This is a genomic window from Streptomyces caeni (genome assembly GCF_042678285.1).
GTDB lineage: Bacteria > Actinomycetota > Actinomycetes > Streptomycetales > Streptomycetaceae > Streptomyces > Streptomyces caeni.
Map to the genome: position 1 here is coordinate 20,159 of NZ_JBHUDX010000096.1, position 25,126 is coordinate 45,284.

The window sequence follows — 25,126 nt, forward strand, 5'->3', positions numbered from 1 at the left end:
GGCGGCCGTCCCGTCGCGTCGCCGTGGCCGTCCCGCGCCCCTCCCACGGGCGGACGGACCCGGCCGGTCCCCGTCCCCGAGCGGACACGAGGGCCCGGCCCCAGCATGGAGGGTGTGGAGCGATCTCTGGTGCGTGCTGTGCCTTTCTTGAAGTAAGCGGTCGTTAACTGGTGACGCGGTGCCTCCGATCGGGCATACTCCAAGCGCCAGCCGCTGGTCAGCCGCTTCCGCGACCCGGAGCGGCGAGCACCGACAGGCCCTGTGAGACCCGGCGGAGCCGCCCCACCCAAGGCGTCCGGCCGCCGATATGCCCGAGAGGGAGGAGAGCGTCGCCATGCCCGACCGCGCCCCGCAGCCGGTGGACCGTCAACTGCCCACGGAGGAGGCCCGGGATCTGATCTCCCTCGTCCGCGACATCGCGCAGCGCGAGATCGCCCCCAAGGCGGCCGAGGAGGAGGACGCCGGGCGCTTCCCGCGCGAGGTCTTCCGGCTGCTCTCCGAATCCGGACTGCTCGGCCTGCCCTACGACTCCGAGTACGGCGGCGGTGACCAGCCGTACGAGGTCTACCTGCAGGTCCTGGAGGAGCTCGCCGCGGTCCGCCTCACCGTCGGCCTCGGGGTCAGCGTCCACACCCTGGCCTGCCACGCCCTTGCGCACTACGGCACGAAGGAGCAGCAGGCCGAGCACCTGCCGGCGATGCTCGGCGGCGGACTGCTGGGCGCCTACTGCCTGTCCGAGCCGGCGTCCGGATCGGACGCGGCGTCGCTGCGCACGAGGGCCGCCCGGGCGGAGGGGGCCGCCTCGGGCGCGGACGGCGACACTGGCGGCGGGGACTGGGTGATCAACGGAACCAAGGCGTGGATCACGCACGGCGGGATCGCCGACTTCTACACCGTGATGGCGCGCACCGGCGGGGAGGGCCCGCGAGGGATCACCGCTTTCCTGGTCCCCGGCGACGCCGAAGGGCTCGGCAGCGCGCCGCCCGAGAAGAAGATGGGCATGAAGGGGTCGCCGACCGCGCAGGTCCACTTCGACGGGGTGCGGGTGCCCGACGTGCGCCGCATCGGCGAGGAGGGCCAGGGCTTCGCGATCGCCCTGTCCGCGCTCGACTCCGGGCGCCTGGGCATCGCCGCCTGCGCCATCGGCGTGGCGCAGGCGGCGCTCGACGAGGCAGTCGTGTACGCCACCGGGCGGCGGCAGTTCGGACGGCCGATCGCGGACTTCCAGGGGCTGCGCTTCATACTCGCCGACATGGCGACGCAGATCGAGGCGGGCCGGGCGCTGTACCTGACGGCGGCGCGGCTGCGTGACGCCGGCCGGCCGTTCGCGAAGCAGGCGGCCATGGCCAAGCTGCACTGCACCGACACGGCGATGAGGGTCACCACGGACGCCGTCCAGGTGCTCGGCGGGTACGGCTACACAGCGGACTTCCCGGTCGAGCGCTATATGCGCGAGGCCAAGGTGCTGCAGATCGTCGAGGGAACGAATCAGATCCAGCGGATGGTCATCGCCCGTCACCTCGCCGGTCCCGAGTCACGCTGAACGAGTCCCGGCCCACGGCGAGCCGGGTCGGGCCGGCCGGGGGCGCCGCGAGCCGCACCCACTCCGGGTCGTGGCGCCCCGGCAACGTGCGCCCGCGGTCGGCCCAGGTCCGCATCAGCGCGCGGTAGATGGGCGGGTCCTGGGGGTGGGGCGGCGGAAGCGCCGCTGCCGGTGCCGGAACGAACACCCGTCGCCGGGGTCCGGCCGCGGAAGACGTAGGGGTCATATCCGGGAAAACGCCCGGGCGGGCGCACAGGTCACCGGCGCCGGGCATCGAGCGTGAGTTCCCCGGCGGGCCCGTAGGGGGCATGATGCGCCTTCGTCGTCCACGGTGTCCCGGCGGTCCATGGTGTCCCGGCGGTCCGCGGTTTCCCGGCGGTCCACGGTGTCCCGGCCGTCCGCGGTGTCCGTGCCGTCGGGTGTGCGCACGGCGGGGCCGCCGTCCCGTCCCAGGCGGACATCCGGGCGCACGGGTCGTGCGCCACGACGGCGTGCGGGTCGTGGCGCGGGGGCAGGTGCTGGGAGGGCGGGCGACGACGCCCGCAGAGCGGCGTGCGAGGTGTCAGGCGGCCTGGCGCCCGATCGCCGGCCTCCGCATCGGGCGCGAGCCCGGGCCGCCGACGTGGGAGAACGGCTGCGTGCGCCAGTCGAGCCCCTGGGGAAGGGTCAGCAGAAGGGCCCTCTGCTGCTCCTGCGGCTGCACGGACTCATCCGCGGGCCGGGCGTCGCCCGCCGCGCGGCCCGTGCCGGCGCAGACCGTGAGACCGAACGGGTTCCACGGCGAGGCGCACAGCGCGTGCTCGGGCAGGACCTCCTCGTCCGCCAGCAGTGCGATGGGCTGCGCGCAGTCCGGGCAGATCACCCGGTACATCTCGAAGGTGTCGTACGCGTCGAACTCGTCGTCGGATTCGACGCCCTCCGGCTCGGGTGCGACGACGGGTCGCTGCCGCTTGGACGCAGAACGGCCAGGGCGCTTCAGACTCTGCATTGGGATTCTCCCCCTCGGGCTGGGCCGACAAGGCACTGTGGCCTCGACCACAGCAAGCACTTCCCGTCCCGTCTCGCCGGTAATCACGAGATCATCACGTACCCCGCCCGCGGACTGTGGCGTTCGTCACATGCCGCCCGCAGGTGCCGGGCTCGGTGGATTTGTCCCACGGACGGCTCACACACGGTCCTCCGCCACATTACAAAGCGGGTATGACCTGCTCCGCTGAGGTATCGAAGGGATCAAGCGCCCTGTAGGTTCTAGCGCCATGGAGGAGCTGGACCGGCAGATCGTGCAGCTGCTCGTCAAGGACGGGCGGATGAGCTACACCGACCTGGGCAGGGCCACGGGCCTGTCCACGTCGGCCGTGCACCAGCGGGTGCGCCGACTGGAGCAGCGCGGCGTCATCCGCGGGTACGCCGCGGTCGTCGACCCGGAGGCCGTCGGGCTGCCGATGACCGCCTTCATCTCTGTGAAGCCGTTCGATCCCAGCGCCCCCGACGACATCGCGGAGCGGCTCGCCGGCGTGCCGGAGATCGAGGCGTGCCACAGCGTCGCCGGCGACGAGAACTACATCCTCAAGGTCCGCGTGGCCACGCCCCACGAGCTGGAGGAGCTGCTGGCGCGCGTGCGGACGCTCGCCGGGGTGTCCACGCGCACGACCGTCGTGCTGTCGACGCCGTACGAGGCACGGCCGCCCCGCATCTGACGGACCTGCGTGCCGGCCGGCCGGGGCGAGGCGCGAGACTGTTCCCCATGAACGAGCGCCCCGCCCCGCCGCAGACCGTCCTGCTGCGCCGAGGAGAAGTCCACAGCCCCGCCGACCCTTTCGCGACCGCCATGGTCGTCGAGCGCGGACAGGTCGCCTGGGTCGGCTCCGAAGGTGCCGCCGACGCCTTCGCGGACGGCGTCGACGAGATCGTCGACCTGCACGGCGCGCTCGTCACCCCCGCTTTCACCGACGCACACGTGCACACCACCTCCACGGGTCTCGCGCTCACCGGCCTCGACCTGTCGCGCGCGCCCTCCCTGGCGGCCGCCCTCGCCCTCGTCCGCGACTTCGCGGCGGCCCGCCCGGACGACAGGGTGCTGCTCGGCCACGGCTGGGACGCCGCCCGCTGGCCCGAACGGCGGGCGCCGCGGCGGGACGAGCTCGACGAGGTCACCGGTGGCCGCCCGCTCTACCTCAGCCGGATCGACGTCCACTCGGCAGTCGTCACCACCGCCCTGCTGGCCCTGGTGCCCCACGTGCGGGGCACGGCGGGCTTCGAGGCGGACAGGCCGCTCACCCGCGACGCGCACCACGCCGTGCGGGCGGCCGCCTTCGCCGCGATCGGCCCCGCCCAGCGCGCCGCCGCCCAGCGCGCGGCCCTCGCCCACGCCGCGTCCCTCGGCATCGGGTCCGTCCACGAGTGCGGGGGCCCCGAGATCTCCTCGGAGGGGGACTTCACCGCGCTGCTGCGGCTCGCCGCCGAGGAATCGGGGCCCCGCGTGGTGGGCTACTGGGCCGAGCGGGGCGAGGGGGGCGTCGCCCGGGCCCGGGACCTGGGCGCGCTCGGCGCCGCGGGGGACCTCTTCGTCGACGGCGCGCTGGGCTCGCACACCGCCTGCCTGCACCAGCCGTATGCCGACGCCGGGCACACCGGAACCGCGTACCTGGACGCGGCCGAGGCCACCGCGCATGTGGTCGCCTGTACCGAGGCCGGGCTGCAGGCGGGCTTCCACGCCATCGGCGACGCCGCCGTGACCACCGTGGTGGAAGGCGTCCGTGCCGCCGCCGAGAAGATCGGCCTCGCCCGCGTCCGTGCCGCCCGCCACCGGGTGGAGCATGCCGAGATGCTCACCCCGGAGACCGTCGCGGCCTTCGCCGAGCTCGGCCTGACCGCGTCCGTCCAGCCCGCCTTCGACGCGCTGTGGGGCGGCGAGGGCGGCATGTACGCCGAGCGTCTCGGCGCCGAGCGGGCACGCACGCTGAACCCGTTCGCGGCCCTGCTGCGGGCCGGCGTTCCGCTCGCCTTCGGCTCCGACAGCCCCGTCACGCCCCTGGATCCGTGGGGCACGGTCCGCGCGGCGGCCTTCCACCGCACCCCCGAGCACCGGGTGTCGGTGCGGGCCGCGTTCACCGCGCACACCCGTGGTGGCTGGCGGGCCGTCGGCCGGGACGACGCGGGCGCGCTGGTGCCCGGCGCGCCGGCCGACTACGCGGTGTGGCGCACCGGTGGACTCGTCGTCCAGGCGCCCGACGACCGGGTCGCCCGCTGGTCGACCGACCCCCGGTCCGGCACTCCTGGACTGCCCGATCTGACCCCGGGTTCCGAGCTGCCGGTCTGTCTGCGCACCGTGGTGCACGGCAGGACGGTGTTCGTACGGCCGGGCGAGTGATCTCCCGGGGTGGCGTGGGGCCGGTCGCCCGTCACCACGCCGTCGCGCGACCTGCGTATCCTCCGCCCTGACCAGGGCATTGGGGGAAGAACCGCAGATCAAACGGCTGTTGACAGTGAGCCGCGGGGGGCCGGTAGGTTCGGCCGCGTCCACCACCGGACGTCCGACCGGGGAACCTCCGCGCAGTCGCCTCGGCGCCGCTGGGTCAGGGGTCGTGTGCCGCACCGGCGCATCACCACTGGGAGCCAGGCTCAGCGCCCGCGTCACGGCAGGCGAACGTTCCGGGCGGTCGGCAGGGTGTGACCCGGGTGGGGCCCGGACGTTCAGTAGACAACGGCCTTCGGTCGACCCGCAGCCAGCGGGTGCCAGGTCGGCCCGAAGGGCGCCGGGCCCCCATCCGCAGCATGAGGGAATGCGGAAAAAACACTCTTACCCGACTCTTGTGCAATCGACACCACCGTACAAACGCGCTGTCGCGTCGGTGCAGGCCGTGGCCACTAAGGTGGTCCCCTGCGTACGGACATGAAGGGGCAGCAGTGAACGACGGCGACGGGACCCTCGCGGCAGGAGCCCAGGGGAGGCAGTTCGGTCCGCTCGGCACCGCTTTGGTGATCATCCCGACCTACAACGAGGTCGAGAACATCAGGGCGATCGTCGGCCGGGTGCGGTCGGCCGTGCCCGAGGCGCACGTCCTCGTGGCGGACGACAACAGCCCCGACGGCACCGGCAAACTCGCGGACGAGCTGGCGGCCGAGGATGACCACGTCCACGTACTGCACCGCGGAGGCAAGGAGGGCCTGGGCGCCGCGTACCTGGCGGGCTTCCGCTGGGGCCTGGAGCGCGACTACGGCGTCCTGGTCGAGATGGACGCCGACGGCTCCCACCAGCCCGAGGAACTGCCGCGCCTGCTGACCGCGCTCAAGGGCGCCGACCTGGTGCTCGGCTCCCGCTGGGTGCCGGGCGGGCGGGTCGTGAACTGGCCCAGGACCCGCGAGTTCATCTCCCGCGGCGGCAGTCTGTACTCGCGCCTCGCCCTCGACCTGCCGCTGCGCGACATCACCGGCGGCTACCGCGCCTTCCGCCGCGAGACCCTCCAGGGCCTCGGCCTCGACCAGGTCGCCTCACAGGGGTACTGCTTCCAGGTCGATCTCGCCCGCCGCGCGGTCAAGGCCGGATACCACGTGGTGGAGGTGCCCATCACCTTCGTCGAGCGGGAGCTGGGCGACTCCAAGATGAGCCGGGACATCCTCGTCGAGGCGCTGTGGCGGGTCACGGCGTGGGGCGTGGGGGAGCGCGTCGCCAAGGTCACGGGCCGAGGCAAGTCCTCCTGAGGTGCCGGCGACGGCCGCGGGGCGCTTCCGCGGTCCGCGTCAACCGGACGCCGCGCCGTGCCGTCGCTCGTTCGGGTTCACGGGTGGGGAGCCAGGGCTCACAGGGAGCGGCTGATCACCCCTTATCCCGCGCTGAGCCCGGCCCAGGCACACTGGGAGCATGACGACTGGCGCACCGACCTCCCCGTACCCCGTTCGGCCGCGGCGTTCCCGGCTGCGCACGTTCCTGCCGCTGGGCATCGCGGCGTGGCTGGTGCTGGAGGTCTGGCTGCTCACGGCGGTGGCGGGGGCGGCCGGCGGGGTCACGGTCTTCCTGCTGCTGGTCGCCGGTTTCCTGCTCGGCTCCATGGTCGTCAAGCGGGCCGGGCGCCGCGCCTTCCGCAGCCTCGGCGAGACGCTGCAGGCCCGGCAGCCGCAGGCGGCGCCGGGCGGCGGGAGCGGCAACGGACTGATGATGCTCGGGGGCCTGCTCCTGATGCTGCCGGGGCTGATCTCCGACGCGGCGGGTCTGCTGCTCCTGCTCCCGCCGGTCCAGAAGGCGGTGAGCCGGTACGCCGAGCGCACGATCGACCGCAAGCTCGGCGAGGCGCCCTTCGGCAGCTTCGCCGGCACATTTCAGCAGGCCCGTATGCACCGTCCCGACGGCAAGGTCGTCCAGGGCGAGGTCATCAGGGACGACGCGCCCGGCACGGACGGGACCGAACGAGGGCCGCGCCCCCCGCTGACGCGCTGAGCGGCGGCAGACAGGGCAGCGCCGACAGCAGCGGGCGCGATTACCCGCCCGGCCCCGGCGGGGTCAGGCGGACTTGCGGCTGTCCCGCGGATGCACCGCGATGTTCATCGCGCCGGAACGGAGAACGGCGAGACGCTCCGCGAGGACCTCTTCGAGCTCCTCGCGGGTGCGCCGCTCCATCAGCATGTCCCAGTGCGTACGCGCGGGCTTGGCCTTCTTCTCCTCCGGGCCGTCGCCGTCCACCAGAAGTGCCTGGGCTCCGCAGACCTTGCACTCCCACTCCGGCGGGATCTCCGCCTCGACCGAGAAGGGCATCTCGAAGCGGTGCCCCTTCTCGCATGCGTACTCCACGGCCTGGCGCGGGGCCAGGTCGATGCCGCGGTCCGTCTCGTAGCTGGTCACCACGAGGCGCGTGCCGCGAAGAGCTCGCTCACTCATGAATCGTGCCTCCCGGGCTTGTCGCCCACAGGACAGGTGTCGCTGTCGTCGTCATCCGGTCAACGTCCGGTCGGCGGTAAAGATTCCCGTTCCGAGTCCCGTTCCGGGTCATGCGTCGCCGTCGTAGCCGCCCCTTGTTGTACCCACCGGCGCCCGGTTTGTCACATCTGCTAGCAGATGTCACCCAGCGTTTCAGCGTCATTGCCGCGCAGTAACGGTACGCCTGGCAGGCCAAACGCGTACACTACAGCCTTTTCCGCGAGCCGTTAAATCGTCTCGGGGACCGGATTCCCCGCGGCGCGCACCGCCTGCCGCACCGGGACCCGTGCCAGCAGCGCGAACCCGATGGCGAAGAAGGCCACGAGCGAGATGATCGCGTCCCGGTAGCTCCCGGTCAGCTGGTAGGTGAGCCCGAACAGCAGCGGCCCCAGCCAGCTCATGCCCCGGTCGCTCATCTCGTACGCCGAGAAGTACTCGGCCTCCTTGCCGGGCGGCACGAGATGGGAGAAGAGGGAGCGCGACAGGGCCTGGCTGCCCCCCAGGACCAGCCCGATACCGGCGGCGAGGACGAAGAACCACACCGGCGCCCCCGCGGGCAGGAAGTAGCCGGCTGCGAGCGTCAGGGCCCAGGCGACGAGCGAGCCGAGGACGGTGCGCTTGGCGCCGTACGTCCGGGCCAGCCGGCCCATGCCCAGCGCGCCGCCCACCGCCAGCACCTGCACCAGCAGCACGGCGGCGATCAGCGTGGACTGGCTCAGGCCCAGCTCCTCGGAGCCGTACACCGACGCCTGCGAGATGACCGTCTGGATGCCGTCGTTGTAGACGAGGTAGGCCAGCAGGAAGGCGAGGGTCAGGGGCTTGCCGCGCATGTCCCGGACCGTGGCCGCCAGCTGCCGCCAGCCGTGCACCGCGGGTGCCCCGGGGGGCGTGGACGCCGTACGGCGGTCGCGCAGCCGCCTGAGGGGTACGAGGGTGAAGGCACCCCACCAGACGCCGGCCGAGGCCAGGCAGATGCGCACGGCCGTCGACTCCGACACCCCGAAGGAGTCGTGGGCCGTGAACAAGACCAGGTTCGCGACCAGGACCGAGGAGCCGGCCGCGTAACCGAACGCCCAGCCGCGCGAGGAGACCGCGTCGCGCTCCTCGGGCGGGGCGATCTGCGGCAGGTAGGAGTTGTAGATCACCATCGAGACGGCCACCGACGCGTTCGCGACGATCAGCAGGAGACCACCGAGCAGATAGCGCTCGCCGTCGAGGAAGAACATGCCCGTGGTGGCGGCGGCGCCCAGATACGCGCTCAGCGCGAGCAGGGGCTTCTTGCGGCCGCTCCGGTCGGCCGCCGTGCCCGCGAGCGGCATGACGATCACCGCCAGGACGACCGAGGCGGAGACGCAGTAGGCGAAGAACGACCCCGCGCGGACCGGTATCCCCAGCGGATGCACATAACCGTCCACGTCCGCCGCCGACTTGGCCACCGACGTCAGATAGGGACCGAGGAACACGGTCAGCACGCTCGTCGAATAGACGGAGCACGCCCAGTCGTAGAAATACCAGCCGCGCTGTTCGCGCCGCCGCTCGGCGGTCTCGTCGGCCGCCGCCTGCACGGTGTCGGTACCCACCCGCGCCCTCGCTTCCCCGGGGAACGTGACCGCGCGGGGCGTTCAGAGCCAGGTGCCCCGGTCCTCGAGGACCTTGCGCAGTGTGTCGATGTGATCGGTCATGATGCCATCCACGCCCAGGTCCAGGAGCCGGTGCATGTGATCGGCCTCGTTGACCGTCCACACGTGCACCTGCAGCCCGCTCGCATGGGCCGTGCGCACGAAGCGGTGGTCGACCACGGGGATGCCCGACTGGGCCGCGGGGACCTGGGCGGCGACCGCCGAGCGGCGCAGCGCCGCCGGTATCCCCCAGGAGCGCAACCGCAGGCCCAGCACACCGCGGGTGCCGTACGACGTCGCGAGGCGCGGTCCGGCCAGCCGCTGGGCGCGCACCACACGTGCCTCGGAGAACGAGCCGACACAGACGCGCCCCCAGGCGTTCGCGCGCTCGACCAGGTCGAGCAGGGGACGCAGCGCGGGCTCCGCCTTGACGTCCACGTTCCAGCGGACCTCGGGGAACTCTTCGAGCAGCTCCTCGAAGAGGGGCACCGGTTCGCTGCCCGCCACGCGCGCGTGCCGCACGTCCGTCCAGGGCAGGTCGGCGATCCGGCCCGCCCCGTCGGTCACCCGGTCCAGGGTCGCGTCGTGGAACGCGATCAGCTTTCCGTCGGCCGTGGCGTGCACGTCCGTCTCGATATAGCGGTAGCCCGCCGCCACCGCGCGCCGGAACTGGGCCGCGGTGTTCTCCAGGCCGTCCGCCGCCCCGCCCCGGTGGGCGAAGGCGATCGGGCCGGGATGGTCGAGATAGGGATGGCGCGCAGGCGTGGTCACCGGGGCAGTATGGCCTGCTCCGGTTTCCCGGCGGCAACGACCCTGCTGCGTCCCGGTGCCGGGGGAACGGCGAACACGCGAAGGAAGAGCTGGGCGAGCGGGCCGATGGACAGCGCGTACAGCAGGGTCCCTGTGCCGACGGTGCCGCCGAGGGCGAAGCCGGTGGCGACGACGGCGACCTCCACGGCCGTGCGGATCAGCCGGATCGAGCGGCCCGTGCGCCGGTGCAGCCCGGTCATCAGGCCGTCGCGCGGGCCGGGGCCGAGGTTCGCCGCGATGTAGAGGCCGGTCGCCACGCCGTTGAGCACGATGCCCGCCAGGAGCAGGGCCACCCGCAGGACCAGGGGGCGGACGCCGGGCAGGACGGCCAGGGCGGCGTCCATGGCGGCACCGATCACGAGGACGTTGGAGACGGTGCCGAGGCCGGGGCGCTGACGCAGCGGGATCCACAGCAGCAGCACGCTCGCGCCCACGAGTGTCAGCACCACGCCCATGCTCAGTCCGGTGAGTTCGGCGAGGCCCTGGTGGAGGACGTTCCATGGCTCCAGACCCAGACCCGCCTTCACCAGGAGGGCGGAGCTCGCACCGTAGAGCACGAGACCCGCGTAGAGCTGGAACAGGCGCCGGCCCAGCCGCCGACTCTGCGTGGACGCGTCAAACGGCAGCACGACATGCCCCCCTGTGGTGGTCCTGGACTGATGCATGTCACTCTGTGGCTTGGAAAGAGAAGCCATCCATGGCCAATTCTGGGAAGGTGGACTGGGAATCATGGCGCAGTGGACCTCTGCGGTGGGGGCGGCGCAGCTCGCCCGGCTGCTCAGCTCCCAGCAGGACCGTCCCGCCGGCCCGGGCTCCCGCCGCCCACCCGCCTATCGCGCGCTCGCCGACGGCATCCGGCTGCTCGTCCTGGAGGGCCGCGTGCCGGTCGCCGCCCGGCTGCCCGCCGAGCGGGAGCTGGCGGTCGCCCTGTCCGTGAGCCGCACGACCGTCGCGGCCGCCTACGAGGCCCTGCGCACCGAGGGGTTCCTGGAGTCCCGCCGGGGCGCGGGCAGCTGGACCGCGGTGCCGGCCGGGAACCCGCTCCCGGCACGCGGGCTCGAACCCCTCCCGCCGGAGGCACTCGGTTCGATGATCGACCTGGGCTGCGCGGCGCTGCCCGCACCCGAGCCCTGGCTCACCCGCTCCGTGCAGGGTGCTCTGGAGGAACTGCCGCCGTACGCGCACACGCACGGCGACTACCCGGCGGGCCTGCCCGCGCTGCGCTCCATGCTCGCCGACCGCTACACGGCGCGGGGCATCCCGACGATGCCCGAGCAGATCATGGTGACCACGGGCGCCATGGGCGCGATCGACGCGATCTGCCACCTCTTCGGCGGGCGCGGCGAACGCATCGCGGTCGAGTCGCCGTCGTACGCCAACATCCTCCAGCTGATGCGGGAGGCGGGCGCCCGGCTGGTACCGGTGGCCATGTCCGACGGGCTCGGCGGCTGGGACCTGGACCGGTGGCGCCAGGTGCTGCGCGAAGCGGCGCCGCGGCTTGCCTACGTGGTCGCGGACTTCCACAACCCGACGGGCGCGCTGGCCGACGAGGACCAGCGCCGCCGCCTGGTGGACGCGGCCCGCTCCGCCGGGACGGTCCTGGTCGTCGACGAGACGATGAGCGAGCTGTACCTGGAGGAGGGACTGGAGATGCCGCGTCCGGTGTGCGGCTTCGACCCGGCGGGCTCCACGGTCATCACGGTCGGTTCGGCGAGCAAGGCGTTCTGGGCGGGCATGCGCATCGGCTGGGTGCGCGCCGCCCCCGATGTGATCCGCAGCCTGGTCGCTGCCCGCGCCTACGCCGACCTGGGCACCCCGGTGGTGGAACAGCTCGCCGTGAACTGGCTGCTGAACACGGGAGGCTGGGAACAGGCGGTGGACCTGCGGCGCACGCAGGCCCGGGAGAACCGGGACGCGCTGGTCGCGGCCGTGCGCGCCGCGCTGCCGACGTGGGAGTTCTCGGTGCCGCAGGGCGGCCTGACGCTGTGGGTGCGCACCGGCGGGCTGTCGGGTTCCCGTCTCGCGGAGGCGGGGGAGCGGATCGGTGTCCGTGTGCCGTCAGGGCCGCGCTTCGGTGTGGACGGTGCCTTCGAGGGATATGTGCGGCTGCCGTTCACGGTGGGCGGCGCGGTGGCGGAGGAGGCGGCCACGCGCCTGGCGGCCGCGGTGCGTCTGGTGGAGACGGGCGCGTCCGGGCCGGCCGAGGCGCCGCGCACCTTCGTCGCCTGACTCAGCCGTCCCCAGCCGGCGCCGCCGCCACCGCCTCGACGGGCGAGCTGCGCCGCGGCAGCAGATCCAGCACCGCCCGCCGGTGGTGGTCGCTGGTCGCGTCGTCGTACGGGTCCGGGGTGGCCGGCACCTGCAGACGGTGGACCGGGCCCGAGCCCAGGCGGGCGTAGCCTCGGCCGGGCGGGATGTCCTGGGCGGGCGTGGTGTGCGGCGGGGCCCCGAGCACGGCCTCCAGCTCGTCCGGGGACGCCGCGCCGAGCACCACACGCGCGCGGGTGTACTGCCGGACCGCGGGGGACAGGCCGTCCAGGCCGTCGAACTGCTCGGCGACCACGACCGTGACGTTCGCGGTGCGCCCGTGCCGCAGGGGCACCTGCAGCAGCGCCTGGGGATCCTCGCGGCCGTCGGCCGCCGCCAGGTGCCCGAGCGCGCCCGGCCGGTCCAGCAGGATCCACAGCGGGCGCCTGACGTCGTCCGGAGGAGGCTGCCCCGCCTGGCGTGTGCGATGGGCCGCGATCAGCCGCCGCTCGGTCTCGCGGGTCGCCCACTCCAGGCTCGCGACGGCCCCCGCGGGCTCGGATTCCACGGCCAGCACGCCGTCCCGGCCCGTGAGGAACGCGTACTCGCCGGCGCCGCCGCCCTCGACGACCAGGACATCGCCGTGCTGCAGCGCTTGGAGGGCGATGGAGCGCACCAGCGTCGTCGTACCGCTGCCGGGTCCGCCGACGATCAGCAGGTGCGGCTCGGTGGAGCGCGGGCCGGTGCGCCACACCACGGGAGGCACATCGCGCTGCTCCTCGCCGTGCGTGAGGGGGAGCGTGCGCCGCACGACGGTCGGATCGGTGAAGCCGAGCACGGTCTCGCCCGGTGAGGTCACGAAGCGCTGTGCGGCGATGTCGGTGGGCAGCGGCGGCAGCACGGTGAGCGTGAGCTGGTTGCCCTCCTCGTCCCAGCCGAAGTGGTACTCCCGGCCGCGGCCGGACTTGGCGTGCAGGAGGTGCTCGATCCGGGCCCGCGCCTCGGCCTCGCCGTCCGTGAAGTACGCCGGGTAGCGGATGAGGAGGCGGCAGACACGGCCGCTCTCGTCGAAGTCGTACGACGGGAAGGCGCGGGTCCAGTCCCCGCCGTGGGCGTACAGCGGAGCCGGGTCCTCGGCGGTCGAGAAGTACGGCACGAGGGCCTCGTACAGCGAGCGCAGACGCTTGGTCTGCGATTCGTCCGGGCCCTTGGGCGCCGGCTGTCGCCGGCCGCGGCCCTTCCAGGCCGCGGCCGCCATGAGAGCGATGCCGGCGAGCAGCGGCCCGTAGGGCACCAGGGCCACGACCAGGAGCACCGAGGCGACCAGGAAGAGGAGGGGTCCCCGCCTGTCCTTCGGCGTGTCGGCCCACGTACGCCGCCCGGCTTCCGCCAGCAGGCGCAGTCCGCGCGTGACCGTGAGCACCGGCTGGAGGACATCGGTGGCGCCGTGGGCCGCCGTCCGGGCCAGCTGCCGGCTGCGGGCGATCTGGGCGCTGCCGGTGCTCAGGATGCGGGGGAGGGGGCGGGGGGTCAAGGTGTGTCTCCTGGTGCTGCGGGCGGAGCGGACGGGTCAGAAGTTGAGCCCGCCCAGGAGGCCCGCGAGGCTCGCGCCACCGGCCTTGATACCAGGGGCGACGGCGGTGCTGGACAGGTAGAAGCCGAAGAGGGCGCAGACCGTCGCGTGCGAACCCTTGAGCCCGTGCTTGCGGGACAACAGGACGACGACGACGCCGAGGACAAGAACGCCCGACATGTTCAGAACTGGCATTTTCTCTCTCCTGGTTCGTGGGGACGGTCACCATGAGTCCTTCCAGGCTCACAGAATGTATCCATACGATAAAAGGTGCAACTGGGTGAAATTCACTCGATTTCCCCCGGGCGGCGGGGTCGTCCTGCGCTCCCGTGCGGGTCCGTTGCGCTCGTGTGGCGCACCTGTGATCCTTGCCGCGCGCGGTGCGGCTGATGTGCCCGTGGAAGCCAGTACGCTGGCGATTCACCCGTACGGCGTCACCGCTCGCCGCCGTGCGAACACACGTACGACCGCCCCGCGCGCCGTCGTGCGCTCCCGCAGTCCCCAGCAGTCGCAGTGAGAGGCGGTCCGGCCGATGAGTGAAGCCCCCGACCCCGAGGTCGTGGAGCTGGCCACCAAGATCTTCGATCTGGCGCGCCGGGGCGAGACCGAGACGCTCATCGCCTACGTCGACGCCGGCGTGCCGGCCAACCTCACCAACGATCGCGGGGACTCCCTCGTGATGCTCGCCGCCTACCACGGCCACGCCGACGCCGTCCGCGCCCTCCTGGAACGCGGCGCGGCCGCCGACCGGGCCAACGACCAGGGCCAGACACCGCTCGCCGGCGCGGTCTTCAAGGGAGAGCCGGAGGTCATCCGGGCCCTGCTGGAGGGCGGCGCCGATCCGGCCGCGGGCATGCCCTCGGCCGTGGATACCGCACGGATGTTCGGCAGGACGGATCTGCTCGAACTGTTCGGCGAACACTGATGCGAGCGTTCTGACCGGCGAAAACACCGACAACGGCGGAAGCGGTGCAGGGCCGCCCGAAATAAGGTCGCGGCAGCGTAAGACGCCGAGTCATCATGACGTCGTGGTTCACGGACGCGATGGCTGGGCAGGTGTTGCCGCACCGCGCGGACCGTGATGCGGCCCGCGGGGCCACCGACGAGAGGCAGAGGAAGATGGTCTACAGCAAGCAAGAGACGGCGGGCGCCCCGACGTGTTGTCACGCGGCCAGGTAATCCGTGTCCCCCGGTCGTGTCGACGCTTGATGTGAGGCTGTTTCCCATGTTCGAACCGGTCATAGCGCCCAGCGGAACACTGCTCGGCCTCCTCCAGAGGGGGCGCGGCGACGGGACGCTGCACGCACTCACCGCACCGCGCGCCGAGGCGCTCGCGGCCCTCAACCACTGCGTGCTGCGCGATCCCCGCCACGACTGGCAGGTGGAGAACCGCTCCCTGTACTACGCCCGGCTCTATCTCGATCTCCACGGCGAGCTGGACAAGATCGAGGCGCACCTCTTCGGCGCCGAGGACGTCCTCGACACCGACGAGTGCCGCACCGGGCTCGCCCTCGCGGTCCTCGGGCACCTCGCCTCGTACGGCAGGCACGACGCGCTCGAACTGCTGCGCAGGTACGCGGCCGTCGGCACCAACTGGGCCTGGGCCCTGGACGAGCTGGCGCTGCGCGACGACGACGCGGGGCTGCGCGCCCTCGCCGTGCCTGTCCTGGCCCGCTTCCCCTCCGACGCCGAAGGGGAGGCCGAGCTCGCCGTCGCCGTGCGGGACGCCTTCGAACCACGGCCCTGGCGGCTGTGGGCCGACGACCCCCGCGCATCCGTCGCCACCCGCGTGCGCGCCGCCCAGGAGACAGGCAGCTTCGACCGGTGGCAGCGGCAGCTGCGATCGCACGGACCCAGGCCCGGGTGGAGCGTGCAGGCCGTCTTCGACTGGGCCCAGCAGGGCCTCGAGCGCGGCGCCGCGCTCCACGTGCCCGCCGCCCGCTGCCTCACCGCCGTCGCCGGCCCAGAGGACCGGCCGCAGATCATCGAGGCCGCCCGCTTCGGCAGTGACGGAGCCCGCTGTACCGCCCTGCGCTTCCTGGCCGACGGCAACGACCCCGACGCCCTCGACCTCATCGAGGGCGCGGTGTCCACCGGATCCGCACCCGTCGTCGACGCGGCCGTGGACGCCTTCGAACGCATGCGCAGCGTCGCGGCCGTCGACCGGGCGCGCGGCTGGGCCCGCCGGCCCGACGCCCTGGGGGCCGCCGCCGGGCGCATGCTCGCCTGCCGGGGCGGCGCCCAGGACAGCGACCTGGTGCTCGCCGCGCTGCGGGAGGCGGTACGGGGCGAGGGCCCCGACGCGCCGACCCTGTGGACCCTCGTGGACGGCACGGGACGGCTCGGCATCGCCTGCGCCGCACCGGTTCTGCGCCACATCTACCGTGAGACCGCCTCATCCCATCTCCGTGGCCGCGCCGCCCGCGCCCTGGCCGCCACCGACCCCTCCTTCCCCTCCGGATTCGCCGTCGAATGCCTCTGGGACTGCGAGGAATCCACCCGCGAGATCGCCGCACGGCACGCCGAGACCGGGGACACCCGCGTCGTCGAGCGACTGCGTCGGCTCGCCGCGGACCCGGCCGAGGAGGCCGAGGTCCAGACAGCCGTACGCAGCCGGATCGGGCCCGACACGCCGGCCGTGTGAACGCGGGGTGACCCGGGAGTCAGGAACGTGTGGACGCGGGCCTGCCTGTGCGGCCGCGCAGTTCAACGCTCATGGGACGTTCCCCGGCCGGAAAGATCGACGTTGACGCGCCCACGTCCGGTACGGCGAGAACACGGGTATGCGTGTCGTCATCGTGACCGAATCCTTTCCCCCCGATGTGAACGGCGTGGCCCACTGCGCGCTCCAGACCGCCCGGCACCTCGTCGATCGCGGTCACGCCCCTCTCGTCGTCGCCCCGGCCTCCCCCAGGTTCCCGGCTGCGCCCGACCAGGCGGCGGCCCCGCCGGCCGGGCCCGGGCCCGACGCCCTCGCGCCGTGCCCCGTCGTCCGCGTCCCCTCCCTTCCGCTCCCCGGCTACCCCCAGGTGCGCGTCGCCCTCCCCAGCCGGCGCGTCGCCGCGGCCGTCGGCGAACACCGCGCCGACATCGTGCACCTGGCCAGCCCCTTCATCCTCGGCGTCCGTGGCATGTCGGCCGCCGCCCGGCTCGGCATACCGGCCGTCGCCGTCTACCAGACCGATCTGGCCGGATACGCCCGTACCTACATGGGCGCAGGCGAGGCGGCGGCCTGGCGGCGCATCCGCTCCGTGCACGCGGCCGCCGACCGCACCCTCGCGCCCTCCAGCGCGGCCCTGCGCGACCTGGAGGCACACGGCGTGCCCCGGGTGCGGCTGTGGCCGCGCGGCGTCGACACCGTCCGCTTCCGCCCCGCCCTGCGGGACGAGTCGCTGCGCCGCCACCTCGCCCCGAACGGTGAGCTGATCGTGGGCTACGTCGGCCGGCTCGCCCCCGAGAAGCACGTCGAACTCCTCGCCGGCGTCTGTGGCCTGGACGGCGTGCGCGTCGTCGTCGTGGGCGACGGGCCGAGCGAGACCAGCCTGCGGGGCGCCCTGCCCGGGGCCGCCTTTCTCGGCCGCCGCACCGGCGACGAACTCGCCCGGATCTTCGCCTCGCTGGACGTCTTCGTGCACACCGGCCCCTTCGAGACGTTCTGCCAGACCGTGCAGGAGGCCATGGCCTGCGGCCTGCCGGTCGTCGCGCCCGCCGCGGGCGGCCCCCTCGACCTGGTGGACCACGGGCGCACCGGGCTGCTCGTGCCGCCGGGCGACCCGGCCGCGGTGCGGGACGCGGTGCGCGCCCTGGCCGCCGACCCGGCGCTGCGCGCGGCCTACGGGGCGACCGGGCGCGCCACCGTCGAGGGCCGTACCTGGGCGGCCGTCGGGGACCAGCTCATCGACCACTACACGGATGTGCTCGCGGCGCGCAGGACGGCGGTGGCGGTGTGATGCCGGCGTACGGCCCCGACGCCGCGGGCTTCGCCACCGGGCGCACCGCCGGCCGGCTGCGGATCGTGCGGCTCGCCAACTTCGTCGCGCCCGCTTCCGGCGGACTGCGCACGGCACTGCGCGAGCTGGGCAAGGGATTCAAGGAGGCCGGCCACGAGCCGGTGCTCGTCGTGCCCGGCGAGCGCCACACCGACCGGGAGACCGAACAGGGGCGCGTCATCACCCTGCCCGGCCCCCTGCTGCCGGGCACCGGCGGCTACCGCGTCCTCGTGGACAAGCGGCGTGTCGCCGCCCTCCTGGAAGAGCTGGGACCCGACCGCCTGGAGGTCTCCGACCGGACGACGCTGCGCTGGACCGGGAAGTGGGCGCGGCGCGCCCGCGTCCCCGCCGTCATGGTCTCCCACGAGACCGCCGACGGTGTGCTGCGCACCTGGGGCCTGTCCGAGAACCTCTCCCGGCGCGCCGCCGACGCCCTCAACACCCGGACGGCACACACCTACGCGCGCGTCGTGTGCACCACCGAGTTCGCCGAGCGGGAGTTCGTGCGGATCGGGGCGCGCAACGTCGTACGGGCCCCGCTGGGCGTCGACCTGGAGCAGCGGCATCCCGGGCTGCGGGATCCGGGACTGCGCGACGGGTACACGCGCGGGGCCGGGACGCTGCTGGTCATGTGTTCCCGCCTCTCCGTGGAGAAGCGGCCCGGTACGGCCCTGGACACCCTGGAGGCGCTGCTACGGCACGGGCGGCGCGCCGTGCTGGTCGTCGCCGGGGACGGGCCGCTGCGGCCCCGGCTCGAACAGCGGGCGCGAGAGCGGGGCCTGCCCGTCACCTTCCTCGGTCACGTCGGCGACCGGGACCTGCTCGGCGCGCTGCAGGCGTCGGCCGACGTGTGCCTGGCCCCCGGGCCCGCCGAGACGTTCGGGCTGGCCGCCCTGGAGGCGATGGCCTGCGGCACGCCCGTGGTGGCCAGCGCATCCTCCGCGCTGCCCGAGGTGATCGGCGCGGCCGGGGCGACCGCGGCGGACGACGGCGACGCCTTCGCGGACGCGGTCGAGCTGCTTCTGCGGCGGCCCGCGCGCGAGCGCCGGGAGACGGCCCGCGCGCGTGCCGAGTGCTTCGGGTGGCGAACCGCGGTGGACGCGTTCCTGGCGGCACACGACGCGCCGCCGAGTGCCACGCCGTCGGCTGTCGTGCCGCCGAGGGGCGCGGCGCCGAGTGTCGTGCCGTCGGGCGTCACGCCTCCAGGTGCCGTGCCGCCGGCGGCTGGGGGCGCATGTGTGGGTGACGCTGTCAGGGAGGGCCTCCGATGAGGCCCCTGCGGTTCGTCGCGCTCGGCGACTCGCTGACCGAAGGCGTGGGCGACCCGGTCGGGGGCACCTGGCGGGGGTGGGCCGCGCTCCTCGCCGAGGGGCTCGCCCCCGCGGACGTCCCCACGCAGTTCACCAACCTCGGCGTCAGCGGCGCCCAGACCCGGGACGTCCTGGAGCGGCAGACTCCGGCCGCGCTCGCCCTGCGCCCGGACGTCGTCTCCGTCGTCATCGGTGTCAACGACACCCTGCGCTGCACCTTCGACATCCACGCCGTCGCCGCCCGCCTCGACACGGTGTACGCCGCCTTCCGCGCCCAGGGCGCCGTGCTGCTGACGGCCTGTCTGCCCGACCCGGGGTCGATGCTCCGCCTGCCGGGGGCGCTGGCGCGTCCGCTCGCCCGGCGTCAGCGGGCCGTGAACACGGTCGTGCACGCGCTGTCCGAGCGCTACGGGGCCCTGCACCTGCACGCCGCGGAAGGCGCCTGGATCGCCGACCGCGCCATGTGGAGCGCGGACCGGCTGCATCCGGGGGAGAGCGGGCACCGGCAGCTCGCGCTCCGGTTCCACACCCTGCTCGCCGGGGCGGGCCTCGCGACCGGCACCGCGCCCTGCGCCGAGCCTGGACTCCCCCCGCCCAGCCGCTCGGCCGGCCTGTGGTGGCTGGCCACCGCCGGCACCGGCTGGGTGGCGCGGCGGTGCACCGATCTGCTGCCGCAGCTGCTCACCCTGGCCGCGGCCGAGGTGCGCCACCGGGCCAGGGGGACCAGCGCCCGGCTGGACCTGAGTGCCTCCCACGCGGTGACGTCCGCGCTGGCCGCGCTGTCGGTGGCGGAGCGGCCCGACGCGGCGTGAGCCGGACGGCTACCGGCGGCCCACGGCCGTGAAGCGGACAGGGGTGCCCGGGGGCGCCTGGGCGGCGGCCGCGAGGTCGGTGGCCCGGACGACCGCGATCACCGGGTACCCCCCGGTGGTCGGATGGTCGGCCAGGAACACGACCGGTCTGCCGTCGGGCGGCACCTGGACCGCCCCCAGCACCATGCCCTCGCTGGGGAGTTCGCCCGGCCGGGCCCGCTCCAGGGCGGGGCCCTCCGTGCGCAGGCCGATGCGGTTGCTCGCGGAGGACACGCGGTACGCGCCCGTGACGAGCGTGCGGACCGCGTCCGCCGTGAACCAGTCGTCGCGGGGCCCCAGCGTCACCCGCAGCACCAGCTCGCCCGGCGGCCCCGGCTGCGGAGCGGCGTCCACCCGCGCGTGGGATCCGGCAGGCACCCCCAGGGGCAGCACGGCACCGTCCGTCAGCGGCGGCGGGCCGAGCCCGGAGAGCAGATCCGTGGAACGGCTGCCGAGCACCGGCTCCACGGCCACCCCGCCCGAGACACCGAGGTAACTGCGGACTCCGCGACGCGCGGGCCCGAGGTCGAGCACCGCCCCGCCCGGGACGAGCACCGGTGCTCCCCAGGGTGCGGGCCGCCCGTCCACGGTGACCGGGCAGGGGGCGCCGCCGACCGCGACGGTGACCGCGGAACGCGGCCGCAGGGTGCAGCCGTTCAGCGTGCTCTCCAGCACGGCCGCCTCCGGCGGATTGCCGACCAGCCGGTTGACGAGCGCCGCGGCGGGCGCGTCGAGGGCGCCGGAGCGCGGCACCCCGAGGTGGGCGTGGCCGGGCCGTCCCAGGTCCTGCACGGTGGTCAGCGCCCCCGCCCGTACGACGGCGAGCGCGCGGTCCGTCATCCCGGCCCCACCGGGACGAAGCGGACGAGGGCGCCCGGGGCGAGCAACGCGGCCGGGGTCCGCGCGTCGTCCCACAGGACCGTGTCGGTCGTGCCGATGAGCTGCCAGCCGCCTGGCGACGAGCGTGGATACACGCCGGTGTACGGTCCGGCGAGCGCCACCGAGCCGGCGGGGACGGTGGTGCGCGGGGTGGCCCGGCGGGGCACGGCGTAGCGCTCCGGCAGGCCGGTGAGATAGCCGAAGCCGGGCGCGAAACCGCAGAACGCGACCCGGAACCCGGCCGCCGCGTGGATCCGCGCCACCTCGTCCCGCGGTACGCCCCACAGGGCGGCCACGTCCGGCAGGTCGGGACCGTCGTACCGTACGGGGATCTCGATCGCCTCCTGGGCGCGCCGGGGGAGCGGCGGGATCTCCCAGCCGGTGAGGTGGGCTGCGAGCCGGGCGGGTTCGGTGAGACCGTCGAGGAGGACCGTACGGGCCGCGGGGACGATCTCGCGCACCGCCAGCTCGCCCGCCGCCCGGCGGCGCAGCAGCTCGGCGTGCAGGGCCTGGGCCTTGTCGCCGGAGGGGAGTTCGAGGAGCAGGGCCTCCTCGCCGACGGGCAGCACCCTCATGCGAAGGCCCCCACGCGGATTCCGGAGGACTCCAGGGCGCCGCGCACCCGGCGGGCCAGGTCGACCGCGCCGGGAGTGTCGCCGTGCAGGCACAGGGAGCGGGCCCGGACGGGGATGTCCCGCCCGGAGTCCGCGGGGACGACTCCGAAGCGGGCGAGAGCGACCGAGCGCTCCACGACCGTTTCGGGGTCGGTGACCAGCGCGCCGTCCCGGCCGCGTGGCACGAGCGTGCCCTCCTCGGTGTAGGCGCGGTCCGCGAACGCCTCCGTGACGACCGGGAGCCCGGCCTTCTCGGCCACCTCCAGGAACCGTGATCCGGGCAGTCCGAGCACGGGCAGCGAGGCGCCGGCGAGGAGCACGCCGTCGACGACCGCCTCGGCCTGCCGCTCGTCGTGGACCACCCGGTTGTAGAGCGCGCCGTGCGGCTTCACGTACGACACCCGGGAGCCGGCCGCGCGGGCGAAGACCTCCAGCGCACCGATCTGGTACGCGACCTCGGCGGCCAGTTCCTCGGGCGGCACCTCCATCGCGCGCCGCCCGAAGCCGGCCAGGTCGTGGTAGGAGACCTGGGCGCCGATCCGTACGCCGCGCTCGGCCGCCAGCTCGCAGACCCGTCGCATGGTGGCCGCGTCCCCGGCGTGGAAGCCGCAGGCGACATTGGCGCTCGTGACGACGGACAGCAGCCGTTCGTCGTCGGTGAGCCGCCAGCGGCCGAAGCCCTCGCCGAGGTCGGCGTTCAGATCGATCATGGTCCCTCCTGGTCGTCCGGCGTCACACGACGCGGTACTTCTCGTCGCGGGCGTCGGTGATGAACATCTGTCCCGGCGCGTGGGTGATGGCGAACGGCGGGCGCGAGGCCATCACCGCGGCCCCCGGGGTCACTCCGCAGGCCCAGAACACCGGGATGTCGTCCGGCGCGGCGTCCACCGGGTCGCCGAAGTCGGGCCGGCCGAGGTCGTCGACGCCGAGGCCCGAGGGATCGCCGCAGTGTACGGGGCTGCCGTGCACCGCCGGCAGGAGACTGCTCTCCCGGATCGCGGCTCCCAGGTGCTCGGGCGGAACCGGGCGCATGGACACCACCATCGGGCCGTGCAGCCGTCCCGCCGGACGGCACTGGCGGCTGGTCACGTACATCGGGACGTTGCGGCCCTGCTCGACGTGGCGCAGGGGCACGCCCGCCCCGGTGAGGGCCCACTCGAAGGTGAAGCTGCAGCCGATGAGGAAGGACACCAGGTCCTCGCGCCAGTGGGCGAGCACGTCCGTCGGCTCGTCCACCACCTCGCCGTCCTGCCACACCCGGTAGCGCGGCAGGTCGGTGCGCAGGTCGGCGCCGTCGGCGAGGACCGTCGTCCACGAGCCGGCGTCCGTGACGTCGAGGAGCGGGCACGGCTTCGGGTTGCGTGCGCAGAACAGCAGCATGTCGTACGCCCAGGACTCGGGGACCGAGATGAGGTTGGCCTGGGTGTGGCCCGCCGCGATTCCGGCCGTGGGGCCGGCGAGCCCCTTGCGGAAGCGGGCCCGGGCCTGGGCCGGGCTCCACGTGTGCGCGTGCTCGTCGACGAGGGCCAGGGGGCGGTCGTCCATGCGGTTCACCGCAGCTCCTCACCGCGCGTCTCCGGCAGCCCCAGCAGGGCCAGCGCCGCCAGGCCGTACTCGATCGCGCCGAAGACCAGCGCACCGCCCACGCCCCAGCCGTCGGCCAGGAAGCCCACCAGGGTCGGGAAGGCGGCGCCCACGGCGCGTCCCGTGTTGTAGGTGAAGCCCTGCCCCGTGCCCCGCACCTCGGCCGGGTACAGCTCGCTCAGGTAGGACCCGAAGCCGCTGAAGATCGCCGACATGCAGAACCCGAGGGGGAAACCGAGCACCAGCACAAGGGTGTTGGCGCCGCTGGGGATGTTCGCGTAGGCCAGGATGCAGATCGCCGAGAGCAGGGCGAAGAGCCAGATGTTGCGCTTGCGGCCCAGCCGGTCGGTGAGGTGGCCGCCGGTCAGGTAGCCGATGAAGGCTCCGGAGATCAGGAACGTCAGATAGGAACCGGTGTTGACGACGGAGAGGCCGCGCTCCGTCTTCAGATAGGTGGGCACCCAGGTCGCGAGCGTGTAGTAGCCGCCCTGGACACCGGTGGAGAGCAGTCCGGCGAAGACCGTGGTGCGCAGCAGGCCGGGCCCCTCAACCGTGCCAGGCTTGAAGATGGTTGTGAAGGAGCCCTTCCGGGCGCTCCGTTCGCGCCGGGCCGCCGCCTCCGGGGCGTCGTGCACCCGGCGGCGCACCCAGATCACCAGCAGCGCGGGCAGCGCGCCGGTCCAGAACATCACGCGCCAGGCCATGTCGTCGCCCGCGAAGGAGAAGATCAGGGTGTAGACGACGACGGCCAGGGCCCAGCCCACGGCCCAGGAACTCTGGATCGCGCCGAGCGTACGGCCCCGGTGCCTGGCGCTCGCGTACTCGGCGACCAGTATCGCGCCGACCGCCCATTCACCGCCGAAGCCGAGGCCCTGGAGGGCGCGGAAGACCAGCAGGGTCCCGTAGGTGGGCGCGAAGCCGCAGGCGACCGTGAAGACGGCGTACGTGATCACGGTGATCATCAGGGCCCTGACCCGCCCGACGCGGTCGGCGACCACGCCGGCGACGGCGCCGCCCACCGCTGAGACGACCAGGGTGACCGTGGTGAAGAGCCCGGTCTGTCCGCTGTTCAGTCCGAAGTACGCCGCGAGCGCGACCATGCTCAGCGGCAGGGTGAAGTAGTCGTACGAGTCCAGGGCATAGCCGCCGAAGGCGCCCGCGAAGGCGCGGCGGCCGCGCGGGCCCAGGGCCCGCAGCCAGCCCAACGCGCCGCCGACGGCGGCGCGTTCGTCCGTTCCCGGCCGGGTGCCGGAGTCGCGGGCCTGCGATGGACGGGTCGAGCTCATGTGCACCTCGCAGATGAGGGACGGAGGGTGCCGGGGATCGAGCCGTGCCGTGCGGACGTTCCGGCGCCGCGGTGGGAGCGGAGCGGTGCCGTGCGCAGCAAAGTAGAGGATCGTTGAACGATCCTTCAATACCCGTGTTGTTTCGTTCTCGTATCTGCGATTGAATTCCGGGCATGACGGAGCAGCTGACGGGACTGGCCGACGACCGCGCCCTGCTGGGCCGCACCAGCACCGCCGAGCGGGTCTCGGACATCCTCAGGAGCCGTATCGCCGAGGGGTACTTCCCGCCCGGCACCCGGCTGTCGGAGGACAGCATCGGCGGCGCCCTCGGCGTCTCCCGCAACACGCTCCGCGAGGCGTTCCGGCTGCTCACGCACGAGCGGCTGCTCGTCCACGAACTCAACCGGGGCGTCTTCGTGCGGGTGCTGACCGTCGAGGACGTCGAGGACATCTACCGCACCCGCGCCCTCGTCGAGTGCGCCGTGGTACGGGGTCTCGGCGAGCCGCCGTACGCCCTCGACGGCCTGGCCGAGGCCGTCGCGGAGGGGGAGCGCGCGACGCGCGAAGGTGACTGGAAAGAACTGGGCACGGCCAACATCCACTTCCACCGGGAACTGGTGGCGCTCGCGGGCAGCGAACGCACGGACGAGCTGATGCGCAGCGTCTTCGCCGAACTTCGCCTCGCCTTCCACGTCGTGGACGACCCGAGGCGGCTGCACCAGCCGTATCTCGCGCGCAACCGGCAGATCCTCGAAGCCCTGCGGTCGGGCGAGCGCGACCGGGCCGAGGAACTGCTCGCGGTCTACCTCGACGACTCACGGGACGGCCTCGTCGCGGTCTACGGGCGCCGCGTGGCCGACACGGGACAGGGCGCCGGCTGAGCGGTGCGGGGTCCGGACGGCGGGCGCGT

The 25,126-nt window shown here is 73.8% G+C and carries 25 protein-coding genes; 12 read left to right on the forward strand and 13 right to left on the reverse strand.

Annotated features, from left to right (window positions below; genetic code table 11):
* The first annotated feature begins 334 nt into the window (after positions 1–334).
* The gene (locus tag ACFSL4_RS30930) at positions 335–1,543 is read left to right on the forward strand and encodes an acyl-CoA dehydrogenase family protein (RefSeq protein ID WP_381090183.1); all 1,209 of its coding nucleotides are present in this window, start codon (positions 335–337) and stop codon (positions 1,541–1,543) included.
* On the opposite strand, the gene ACFSL4_RS30935 is transcribed toward ACFSL4_RS30930, so the two are convergent.
* Together ACFSL4_RS30935 and ACFSL4_RS30940 are read right to left on the reverse strand one after the other, a co-directional pair.
* Entirely contained in the window at positions 1,506–1,769 is a 264-nt protein-coding gene (locus ACFSL4_RS30935) for a hypothetical protein (RefSeq protein WP_381090186.1), read from the reverse strand. The two genes, ACFSL4_RS30930 and ACFSL4_RS30935, sit on opposite strands and share 38 nt — an antisense overlap.
* Positions 1,770–2,105: 336 nt before the next feature.
* Positions 2,106–2,531, reverse strand: coding sequence for a hypothetical protein (locus ACFSL4_RS30940; RefSeq protein ID WP_381090189.1), 426 nt, complete (start codon positions 2,529–2,531; stop codon positions 2,106–2,108).
* A gap of 268 nt (positions 2,532–2,799) precedes the next feature.
* Between ACFSL4_RS30940 and ACFSL4_RS30945 the strand changes: the two genes are divergently transcribed.
* From ACFSL4_RS30945 to fxsA, 4 genes are all read left to right on the forward strand, one after another.
* A complete protein-coding gene (locus ACFSL4_RS30945) occupies positions 2,800–3,240 on the forward strand; it encodes an Lrp/AsnC family transcriptional regulator (RefSeq protein WP_381090192.1) in 441 nt (146 codons plus the stop codon).
* A gap of 47 nt (positions 3,241–3,287) precedes the next feature.
* The gene (locus ACFSL4_RS30950; RefSeq protein WP_381090195.1) at positions 3,288–4,913 is read left to right on the forward strand and encodes an amidohydrolase; all 1,626 of its coding nucleotides are present in this window, start codon (positions 3,288–3,290) and stop codon (positions 4,911–4,913) included.
* A gap of 536 nt (positions 4,914–5,449) precedes the next feature.
* Positions 5,450–6,244, forward strand: a complete 795-nt coding sequence (locus ACFSL4_RS30955; RefSeq protein WP_381090198.1) for a polyprenol monophosphomannose synthase — start codon at positions 5,450–5,452, stop codon at positions 6,242–6,244.
* A gap of 160 nt (positions 6,245–6,404) precedes the next feature.
* Positions 6,405–6,977 carry an FxsA family membrane protein gene (gene fxsA, locus ACFSL4_RS30960; protein WP_381090201.1) on the forward strand — a complete coding sequence of 191 codons (573 nt, stop codon included), beginning with the start codon at positions 6,405–6,407 and terminating at the stop codon, positions 6,975–6,977.
* 63 nt (positions 6,978–7,040) lie between these two features.
* Here the strand turns inward: fxsA and ACFSL4_RS30965 are convergent, their stop codons facing one another.
* From ACFSL4_RS30965 to yczE, 4 genes are all read right to left on the reverse strand, one after another.
* On the reverse strand, positions 7,041–7,415 hold the full coding sequence (locus ACFSL4_RS30965; protein ID WP_030677841.1) for an RNA polymerase-binding protein RbpA: 375 nt from the start codon (positions 7,413–7,415) through the stop codon (positions 7,041–7,043).
* A 266-nt stretch (positions 7,416–7,681) separates the two neighbouring features.
* Positions 7,682–9,034, reverse strand: a complete 1,353-nt coding sequence (locus tag ACFSL4_RS30970; RefSeq protein ID WP_381090203.1) for an MFS transporter — start codon at positions 9,032–9,034, stop codon at positions 7,682–7,684.
* Between the two features lie 42 nt (positions 9,035–9,076).
* A complete protein-coding gene (locus ACFSL4_RS30975; protein ID WP_381090206.1) occupies positions 9,077–9,844 on the reverse strand; it encodes a glycerophosphodiester phosphodiesterase family protein in 768 nt (255 codons plus the stop codon).
* Positions 9,841–10,548, reverse strand: a complete 708-nt coding sequence (gene yczE / locus ACFSL4_RS30980) for a membrane protein YczE (protein WP_381090209.1) — start codon at positions 10,546–10,548, stop codon at positions 9,841–9,843. The genes ACFSL4_RS30975 and yczE overlap by 4 nt, the downstream gene beginning before the upstream one ends.
* A 64-nt stretch (positions 10,549–10,612) precedes the next feature.
* Here yczE and ACFSL4_RS30985 point away from each other — a divergent pair, with 64 nt between their 5' ends.
* Positions 10,613–12,112: an SCO1417 family PLP biosynthesis transcription factor gene (locus ACFSL4_RS30985; RefSeq protein WP_381090212.1), complete on the forward strand. Its 1,500-nt coding sequence runs from the start codon at positions 10,613–10,615 to the stop codon at positions 12,110–12,112.
* Position 12,113: 1 nt separating this feature from the next.
* Here the strand turns inward: ACFSL4_RS30985 and ACFSL4_RS30990 are convergent, their stop codons facing one another.
* Both ACFSL4_RS30990 and ACFSL4_RS30995 read right to left on the reverse strand, forming a co-directional pair.
* Positions 12,114–13,664 carry a hypothetical protein gene (locus ACFSL4_RS30990; RefSeq protein ID WP_381090215.1) on the reverse strand — a complete coding sequence of 517 codons (1,551 nt, stop codon included), beginning with the start codon at positions 13,662–13,664 and terminating at the stop codon, positions 12,114–12,116.
* A gap of 36 nt (positions 13,665–13,700) precedes the next feature.
* Positions 13,701–13,898 carry a hypothetical protein gene (locus ACFSL4_RS30995; protein ID WP_381090217.1) on the reverse strand — a complete coding sequence of 66 codons (198 nt, stop codon included), beginning with the start codon at positions 13,896–13,898 and terminating at the stop codon, positions 13,701–13,703.
* A gap of 337 nt (positions 13,899–14,235) precedes the next feature.
* Between ACFSL4_RS30995 and ACFSL4_RS31000 the strand changes: the two genes are divergently transcribed.
* From ACFSL4_RS31000 to ACFSL4_RS31020, 5 genes are all read left to right on the forward strand, one after another.
* The gene (locus tag ACFSL4_RS31000; RefSeq protein ID WP_381090220.1) at positions 14,236–14,628 is read left to right on the forward strand and encodes an ankyrin repeat domain-containing protein; all 393 of its coding nucleotides are present in this window, start codon (positions 14,236–14,238) and stop codon (positions 14,626–14,628) included.
* Positions 14,629–14,928: 300 nt separating this feature from the next.
* Positions 14,929–16,347: a HEAT repeat domain-containing protein gene (locus ACFSL4_RS31005; protein WP_381090224.1), complete on the forward strand. Its 1,419-nt coding sequence runs from the start codon at positions 14,929–14,931 to the stop codon at positions 16,345–16,347.
* A gap of 139 nt (positions 16,348–16,486) precedes the next feature.
* The gene (locus tag ACFSL4_RS31010; protein ID WP_381090227.1) at positions 16,487–17,653 is read left to right on the forward strand and encodes a glycosyltransferase family 4 protein; all 1,167 of its coding nucleotides are present in this window, start codon (positions 16,487–16,489) and stop codon (positions 17,651–17,653) included.
* A complete protein-coding gene (locus tag ACFSL4_RS31015) occupies positions 17,653–18,963 on the forward strand; it encodes a glycosyltransferase (RefSeq protein ID WP_381090230.1) in 1,311 nt (436 codons plus the stop codon). Before ACFSL4_RS31010 ends, ACFSL4_RS31015 begins: the two co-directional genes overlap by 1 nt.
* Positions 18,960–19,814 (forward strand): SGNH/GDSL hydrolase family protein, encoded by an 855-nt coding sequence (locus ACFSL4_RS31020; protein WP_381090233.1) that lies wholly within the window; start codon positions 18,960–18,962, stop codon positions 19,812–19,814. Before ACFSL4_RS31015 ends, ACFSL4_RS31020 begins: the two co-directional genes overlap by 4 nt.
* Positions 19,815–19,823: 9 nt before the next feature.
* On the opposite strand, the gene ACFSL4_RS31025 is transcribed toward ACFSL4_RS31020, so the two are convergent.
* Genes ACFSL4_RS31025 through ACFSL4_RS31045 form a run of 5 tightly spaced genes read right to left on the reverse strand, consistent with a single transcriptional unit; the run spans position 19,824 to position 24,216 of the window.
* Positions 19,824–20,693, reverse strand: a complete 870-nt coding sequence (locus ACFSL4_RS31025) for a 5-oxoprolinase subunit C family protein (RefSeq protein ID WP_381090236.1) — start codon at positions 20,691–20,693, stop codon at positions 19,824–19,826.
* On the reverse strand, positions 20,690–21,307 hold the full coding sequence (locus ACFSL4_RS31030; RefSeq protein WP_381090239.1) for a 5-oxoprolinase subunit B family protein: 618 nt from the start codon (positions 21,305–21,307) through the stop codon (positions 20,690–20,692). Before ACFSL4_RS31030 ends, ACFSL4_RS31025 begins: the two co-directional genes overlap by 4 nt.
* Positions 21,304–22,056, reverse strand: a complete 753-nt coding sequence (locus ACFSL4_RS31035) for a LamB/YcsF family protein (RefSeq protein ID WP_381090242.1) — start codon at positions 22,054–22,056, stop codon at positions 21,304–21,306. The genes ACFSL4_RS31030 and ACFSL4_RS31035 overlap by 4 nt, the downstream gene beginning before the upstream one ends.
* Positions 22,057–22,078: 22 nt before the next feature.
* Complete coding sequence (locus ACFSL4_RS31040) at positions 22,079–22,891, reverse strand: putative hydro-lyase (protein ID WP_381090276.1); 813 nt, start codon at positions 22,889–22,891, stop codon at positions 22,079–22,081.
* Positions 22,892–22,896: 5 nt separating this feature from the next.
* Positions 22,897–24,216 (reverse strand): MFS transporter, encoded by a 1,320-nt coding sequence (locus ACFSL4_RS31045; protein ID WP_381090245.1) that lies wholly within the window; start codon positions 24,214–24,216, stop codon positions 22,897–22,899.
* Between the two features lie 173 nt (positions 24,217–24,389).
* On the opposite strand from ACFSL4_RS31045, the gene ACFSL4_RS31050 reads away from it, so the two are divergent.
* Positions 24,390–25,097, forward strand: coding sequence for a GntR family transcriptional regulator (locus ACFSL4_RS31050; protein ID WP_381090249.1), 708 nt, complete (start codon positions 24,390–24,392; stop codon positions 25,095–25,097).
* The last annotated feature ends 29 nt before the right edge of the window (positions 25,098–25,126 follow it).